Here is a 6,805-nt window from a genome sequence, read left to right on the forward strand (position 1 = left end):
TGATTTCTAAGAATATATTTATTTTAAGTGGTCGCTCATCTAACTAAAATTTAAACCTTGAAACAGCGGCAATTGAATGATTTGTGTTTGCTGAACAATATCCAGATTGGACAACGAAATACCCAACAGCCTGACATGGCGATCGCTCAACTCAACCACCTCAAACAGTGCTTTCGCAGTCGCAAATATAACATCTAGTTCACGCGTGTAGTCGAGCATAGTCTTGCTGCGCGTAATCTGCTGGTAGTCAGAAAACTTAACTTTCAAAGTTAAAGTGCGCCCTCGCGCCTGGTGCTGGTCTAACCGCTGCTGCACAATTTGAGCAATTTGTTCTAATTCGAGCAACATTTCGTGGCGAGATCTTAAATCTTTTGCAAACGATGTTTCTGCACCTATGGACTTGCGAACCCGATTTGGCTCAACTGCCCGTTCATCAATGGCCCTGGCAATATTGTAGTAGTAATGCCCAACTTTACCGAAATGGTGCGTTAATTCTAAGAGCGATCGCTCCTTTAAATCTGCACCAGTATGAATCCCTAAAGAGCGCATCTTGGCTGCTGTCACCTCTCCAATGCCGTGAAACTTCTCAATCGCCAGCTGTTCTACAAACGCTTCGGCTTGCTCCGGTAAAATCACCGTCAGTCCATTAGGCTTATTTTGCCCTGATGCCATCTTTGCTAAGAACTTGTTGATTGATACTCCCGCCGTCGCTGTCAGCTGAGTTTCTTGTAGTATCGCCGCTTTGATGTACCTAGCAATGGTGGAAGCATAAGCGATGTCCTTTTTGTTCTCAGTAACATCGAGGTATGCTTCGTCCAGGGCTACCCCTTCTACTAAATCAGTGTACCGTTTGAAAATGTCGTGGATTTGGGCGGACACTTCTCGGTACACGTCAAATCTGGGGCTGACAAAGATTAGTGATGGGCAAAGTGCGATGCCTGCGGCAACGTCTTCGACGAACGCACTCACCGAAGGCATCGCTGAATGAATACCGAACTTTCTCGCTTCGTAGCTGGCTGCTGCTACTACACCTCGTTGATTAGGACTCCCGCCAACTACTAATGGTTTGCCCCGGTACTGCGGATTGTCCCGTTGCTCCACTGATGCGTAAAAGGCATCCATGTCAAGATGTATAATTTTTCTCATCTGCTCGCTTGTTACTACATCACATTGGGAGCAAAACAAGGGCGATCACTCTAATACTCGACAATTAAACAGCGGCAATGGAGAGGGCTGATTGGAGTTAATATATATTTTACCAACGATGGGCTTTATACCTCAACTGTACTGAATCAAAACGGGAGCAAGAGTAACGCGAGATTTTAAACTAAACAGTACAGTTTGCATCTGATGGCATCTTCGCCAATTGCATTTCAAGTCATGCATGATTGAGCTAATGTAAAAATCCTTGGCACAAATATGGTGCTGTAAAAAGCCCAAAGAGTAGTTAGGATAAAGCTTACACCGCTTAAGCTTTGGTGCATTTATGATGAACGACTGAACTGTGTAGTTTGCACTTTGTGGCAGCTTCGACAGATGCATTTGTAAATGACGCAATTGCGTATGTGTTAAAATCCATCAACATCAGCACCGGGGATTGTTGAAGCGCGATCGCACACAACATACGCGATCGCACTATGAGCATAATTAAACCCTAATCTCCGACTCCAGCACACTTAACAACTTTTCTTCTAGGACAGTCAAATAAGAACTATTCAGCTTCCCCAAAGATTCTAAAAACTTCTGCACCGATTCTTCCAACTCCGTGGAATAAACTCGATTGATGCGCTCGCACAACAGCCGCATCTGCTCACATTCAGCAGGTAAATACTTACATGACTTGAGGTGTTTGAGCGCAACAGTGTACTCGCCATTCCACATTTTTACAGCACAGTTTAAGTCATTGACTGCGCTGACAATTGCCCAACATCCACTCAAGCCTTTAAGTTGCGGGTTATCAAGAGCTTGAATTTGGCAGATCTCGCCCAGCTGGTAAGTATTGGGAATTTGTGTTGGTTCAATTACCCGCTGCACAATCTCTAGTACGATTTTACTAGTTGGTACTTTACCACCAGCTTCTTCCACTGCTAATAGCCATACTTCCTGCTGCTGAGTCGGTTTAAGTTTTACCAGAGGTCGGACTTGCCTTTCACTTGTCGGCAATATTTGTAAAGTGTTTGTTCTGGCTTCATCCACTAGCTTATTTTGGGAGCAATTTGCTCCCATCATGATGTTGTCGAACACATTTGAAGCAGCTATTAAATGATTTGCATAGCGGTGAGTGTATCCAAACCTCTTGCGACAGTATTCTTCAAATGTTTTATGAGTCGAGCGGTACAGCTTGCGATCGCGCTTAAAAAGGAAAAACTAGTTGAGATCGCTGTTTATCCCTTGTATTCAAGGAATTTTTCTTATGATACATCTGGCTTATATTCAGTAAGCACTTCAGCGCTTCAAGCTCAACCCAAAACAATTACTGCTTTAAAGCAACTAATCAACCAGTTATATCAACGTCAAATAGACAGGGATTAGACACTATGTTGACGCATTTTTGGCATAATTCGGAAATCAACCAAACACAATCAAGTATACAAATCAGCAAATACACTATACCTGCTGGTTACGTTAACGCTACGCAAATGGCACGGGCTAATCGAAAACTTTTGTCTGATTACATGAGACTGAAGACTACAAAGGAGTATCTACAAGAGTTAGCAAACGATATGGGAATTCCCATATCGTCTTTAATAATCGAAATTTCTGGGTATGGTAAAGAACAAGGTACATGGGTTCACCCAGAAGTCGCCATTGATATTGCTCGATGGGTATCTGTCCCATTCCGCGTCTGGGCTAATAGAACTTTGGTAAAAGTGATGCTTACACAAGAAGTTGATCTTCACCCTAGCTCTGTTGTTTCTAAAACTATAGCCCCATCCCAAGAAGCTGCACAATTAGCTCTAATGCTGGGAGAGTTCGCTGGACTGGATAAATCTCTCACCGCGCAGTTAGCAATTAATGCTGCCGCTGCTGTTAACCCAGCTTTATCACCAGCTGTTGACGGGCTAAAAACAGCGATCGCAATCACTAACGCCACCGACGACGCATATCTTAATCCAACACAAATTGGTGAAGTTGTGGGTATGTCAAACCAATTTGCAATTCGCAATTCGCAATTCGCAATTAAAATTAGTGAAACTTGAACCCAGCACTGATTTAAAACCACTGATTCAGAAAATTAGTGAAGCTTTGAAACCTTGAAACCCGCTAATTAACAATTAAGCAATTAAACGATTTCTTGTATTTAACTGCGAATTGCGAATTGCGAATTGCGAATTGTTGCGCTGGCTGCCAAGTGTGACAGAGTTAATTAATAGACTTGTCCGAAATATTAACTTAGGAAAAGAAAAATAGTAAAACGTTGAATTAAGTGTCTACCATTTTTCGCAATTAGTTATGGTTTTTGATTATATCGAAAAATATCCACTACGAACGAAACAGATTTTAGGTGTGAGTTATGAACAATTGCAATCACTGCTAAAATGCGCCTTAAAACGACACCAAGACATCAAAGCTAAACAGGAGAGTCATAAAATTAGAATTAATGCGGCTGGTGGTGGTCGTCCCGAAAAGTTATCAACCGAAGAACAAGTATGTTTATGTCTATTTTATTTAAGACAGATGCCAACATTCCAAGTATTAGGAATGTTATTTGGTATTTCCAAAACAGAAGCTAATGATACATTTCATAACTGGATACCAATCCTTCGTGATATATTACCTGCTAGTTTATTAGAACAAGTTTCAAATAATGAGAGCGATTTCCTATTTGTTCAAGAAGTCTTAACAAATTTTAGGCTATTAGTCGATAGCCTAGAACAGCCAATATATAGGGACTCTGACCAAAAAGAGCAACAGAAATATTTTTCTGGAAAGAAGAGACAGCATACTTTAAAAAGTCTCATGATTGGGATACCAGAAGGTAAGGATATCGTGGAGGTAGAAGTAGGCGTTCCTGGGCCAACAGCCGATATAAATTTGTTTCGTAAATCTCAGGAGCAGTTTGATAAGTCTCAACTTTTTTCAGGTGATAAAGGTTTCCAAGGAGGCGAAAATATCACTACTCCTCACAAAAGGAAACCAAAACGAGAATTAACTCAACAGCAAAAAGATGAAAACAAAGCTTTGTCCAGTAATCGGATATTTATTGAACATTTGATTCGATTCCTTAAAATATTCCGGGTTGCTCGAGAGCGATTTCGCTTAAAACTCGATACTTATGAGCTAATTATTTTAACAGTATGTGGGTTAGTTAGACTGAGAATTGGTAGTTTGGTTTTACCAACTTAGCTACTAAAAATAACTCTAAAATTTGAAAAAATAGGAGTTGATCTTATGCCTCTATACTATCACTAACTATCTCAACCCCTTGTAATTACGTTTTTACGAAGATATCAAAGCTTTGTCTCAAAGCTTTGAACAGTCTTGCTTTGAAGTTTTCGGACAAGTCTAATGAGCGCAATTGAGGAACAGCAAAATGAGCGAACAGGAAATAGACTTAATTGGTAAAGAGATTAGCCTTGCATATAAATTTTACCAGGGGTATGGCTACTTTCTGTCTACAACCGTCGCCCAATGGCTAGGTTTTGAATCTCTACCAAACTGGAAACATCAGACAATTTTGGATTTGATTGCGATTGATATACTCTCTGAATTTGACCGTAAAGGTAACAAACAGGCCCAACAGTACATGATGTTTTTTCAACTACATGGAACTTACACGGGTAGGCAAACAATTTTAGCAAGTGATTTACCAGCAGATATAGAAACAATGTTCGCTGCCATCAAATTACAGAAAGCAATCGCACCTGCTTTTATAAGAGAATTTGAGGTGTGATTCAATTGTTTGATGTGCGATGGCTGCGCCAACGTCTTCTCCTTCGGAGACGCTTACGCGAACGACGAACGCACCTTTAATAGTGAGCCATTGCAACACAAAAACATTCCCTAGTTCAAGTGGTAAGTTATGGAGTTTAGGTACTGTAATATTTGAGTTGGCTAAATAGCAATAGACGTAAGTTGTTTCAATCTGTCTTTTAACCAGAGGAGTTAATTATTGTGGTACAAGCATTAGACATGGAAAAAATTGCCGACAAGATCCAAAAACTCTTGGCGCTTTCTTCTTCTCCCAATGAAGCTGAAGCAGCACAAGCAGCCAACAAAGCCCAGGAATTACTGACTCTTCATAATCTTTCAATATCTGATTTAGTAGACAATGACCCCCAGGAGGTGCTTGAAGAAACTATTGATGAAACCCGACGTGTTTTGACGTGGAAATCTCACCTACTTCAAGCAGTTGCTAAAGCCAATTATTGCCTTGCCTTTCATCGTAAGATGCGTTATGGCATTACGGAAACAATGCTTTTAGGTCGCCCTGTCAATACGCATTTAAGCCGCATTCAATACGATTACCTCCTCCAAGCTATTGAGCGCTTAACAAAACTCTCTAAAGGAGATCGCGCTTTCAAAAATGCCTTCAAGTTAGGTGCAGCCATGAGAATTGCTAGCCGCATTCGTGAAAACATGGAACACCAAAAACAAGTTGGTATTGCTGCATCAGGTGACTCGGCTGCGGTTTGTGCAATTGTAGTGCGTAACCTTTACGAGAAACTAGAGGCAGAAATTCAAGCTTATACCAAACAACACTTGAGGATTGAACGCAATCGATATACTCCGTCTATTAGTTCTAAATTAGGGTACGTCGCAGGACAGGCCGCTGGTGAACAGGTATCACTCAATAAACAGATTAACCCTAACACTGTTAAACATCTGCCAGGATGAATTCAACGGGAATAATATGATTGATTGTAAGATGCATAAGCACAACAAAGCCAAGCATATCTATTGAAGCTGCCCTACTCGCGAGCAATGATTGAACCGAATAAGTGCGATCGCTCGTGCTTGTTTGGTTATCAATAAAAAACTTTTATCTAATTCAACGGCGATCGCATCACATTTGTTGTAGCATACAGGTGCTATTACAGATGTACTAATAAAAGTTTTCAATGACATAAAATTTTTTGAGAATTCGATGCCACAACAAAACATGTTTAACGCTATTTAATCACAAAAAGCCCTGAATAGAAAACCGCTTTTTTACAGCCCAGTGAAAAGTTTTTAGCATAGTAAACTTTTAAGGCTGTTAATGAACAGAGTTTTAGAGACACAATTGTAGCGCTTCTATTCATTCCTCCTGACCGAACAATTCTGACGATTTTAAATTAATACAACAACAGGAGAATAAAGGAATGAGTTTTGTTGTAGTCGGTAAATCTCCCAAAGCACATTATACCCAGATTTCTAATGCACTCATCCGTAATTCCGAGATTGATGACAGCACATTTAGATTAATCTGCTGGATGAGTTCACACGATGAAGGCTATCAAATCAACTTCAAGAATATTCAACTTGCCTTGGGTTACGGTCGAGACAAGCTCAGAAAGATTCTGAAAAATGCTGAAGCTCATAACTATCTGGTCAGACGCAAAATTCGCACTGATGGCGGTCTATTTGACTTTGAATATCACATTTTCAAGGATACAAGTCATGCGATCGCTTTTGCCAATTCCTTACCACAATCAGAACTAACTAATTACAACAGTGAAACCGATGTAACCAGGGGCGGATTTACCGGAGGTGGTCAAACCGGGGGTGGTTCGACCAGGGGCGGATTTACCGGAGGTGGTTCAGCCGGGGGTGGTTCAACCGGAGGTGGTGAATCAGCCCCTCTATTAGAAGAACAATATAG

The 6,805-nt window shown here is 40.8% G+C and carries 7 protein-coding genes and 1 pseudogene; 5 read left to right on the plus strand and 3 right to left on the minus strand.

Annotated elements, in window-relative coordinates; all coding sequences use genetic code 11:
* Nucleotides 1-39: 39 nt before the first annotated feature.
* Entirely contained in the window at nucleotides 40-1,146 is a 1,107-nt protein-coding gene (dinB, locus tag I8748_RS22525; RefSeq protein WP_198126776.1) for a DNA polymerase IV, read from the minus strand.
* Between the two features lie 501 nt (nucleotides 1,147-1,647).
* The gene (locus I8748_RS22530; protein ID WP_198126777.1) at nucleotides 1,648-2,244 is read right to left on the minus strand and encodes a hypothetical protein; all 597 of its coding nucleotides are present in this window, start codon (nucleotides 2,242-2,244) and stop codon (nucleotides 1,648-1,650) included.
* A 293-nt stretch (nucleotides 2,245-2,537) separates the two neighbouring features.
* Here I8748_RS22530 and I8748_RS22535 point away from each other — a divergent pair, with 293 nt between their 5' ends.
* From I8748_RS22535 to I8748_RS22550, 4 genes are all read left to right on the plus strand, one after another.
* Nucleotides 2,538-3,200: a KilA-N domain-containing protein gene (locus I8748_RS22535; RefSeq protein WP_198126778.1), complete on the plus strand. Its 663-nt coding sequence runs from the start codon at nucleotides 2,538-2,540 to the stop codon at nucleotides 3,198-3,200.
* A 253-nt stretch (nucleotides 3,201-3,453) separates the two neighbouring features.
* Nucleotides 3,454-4,347, plus strand: coding sequence for a transposase family protein (locus tag I8748_RS22540; RefSeq protein ID WP_198126779.1), 894 nt, complete (start codon nucleotides 3,454-3,456; stop codon nucleotides 4,345-4,347).
* 187 nt (nucleotides 4,348-4,534) lie between these two features.
* Nucleotides 4,535-4,894 (plus strand): hypothetical protein, encoded by a 360-nt coding sequence (locus I8748_RS22545; RefSeq protein WP_198126780.1) that lies wholly within the window; start codon nucleotides 4,535-4,537, stop codon nucleotides 4,892-4,894.
* 221 nt (nucleotides 4,895-5,115) lie between these two features.
* Entirely contained in the window at nucleotides 5,116-5,838 is a 723-nt protein-coding gene (locus tag I8748_RS22550) for a DUF2786 domain-containing protein (RefSeq protein WP_198126781.1), read from the plus strand.
* A gap of 60 nt (nucleotides 5,839-5,898) precedes the next feature.
* Here the strand turns inward: I8748_RS22550 and I8748_RS22555 are convergent, their stop codons facing one another.
* Nucleotides 5,899-6,069, minus strand: a complete 171-nt coding sequence (locus I8748_RS22555; protein ID WP_198126782.1) for a hypothetical protein — start codon at nucleotides 6,067-6,069, stop codon at nucleotides 5,899-5,901.
* A 236-nt stretch (nucleotides 6,070-6,305) separates the two neighbouring features.
* Between I8748_RS22555 and I8748_RS22560 the strand changes: the two are divergent.
* A pseudogene (locus I8748_RS22560) lies at nucleotides 6,306-6,805 on the plus strand (helix-turn-helix domain-containing protein); the annotation flags it as partial.

The organism is Amazonocrinis nigriterrae CENA67 (assembly GCF_016056305.1).
GTDB lineage: Bacteria > Cyanobacteriota > Cyanobacteriia > Cyanobacteriales > Nostocaceae > Amazonocrinis > Amazonocrinis nigriterrae.

Bases quoted from the DNA above. Each gene is read 5' to 3' on its own strand.
- dinB (WP_198126776.1), bottom strand. From the start codon at position 1,146: ATGAGAAAAATTATACATCTTGACATGGATGCCTTTTACGCATCAGTG.
- I8748_RS22535 (WP_198126778.1), top strand. From the start codon at position 2,538: ATGTTGACGCATTTTTGGCATAATTCGGAAATCAACCAAACACAATCA.
- I8748_RS22540 (WP_198126779.1), top strand. From the start codon at position 3,454: ATGGTTTTTGATTATATCGAAAAATATCCACTACGAACGAAACAGATT.
- I8748_RS22545 (WP_198126780.1), top strand. From the start codon at position 4,535: ATGAGCGAACAGGAAATAGACTTAATTGGTAAAGAGATTAGCCTTGCA.
- I8748_RS22555 (WP_198126782.1), bottom strand. From the start codon at position 6,069: ATGTCATTGAAAACTTTTATTAGTACATCTGTAATAGCACCTGTATGC.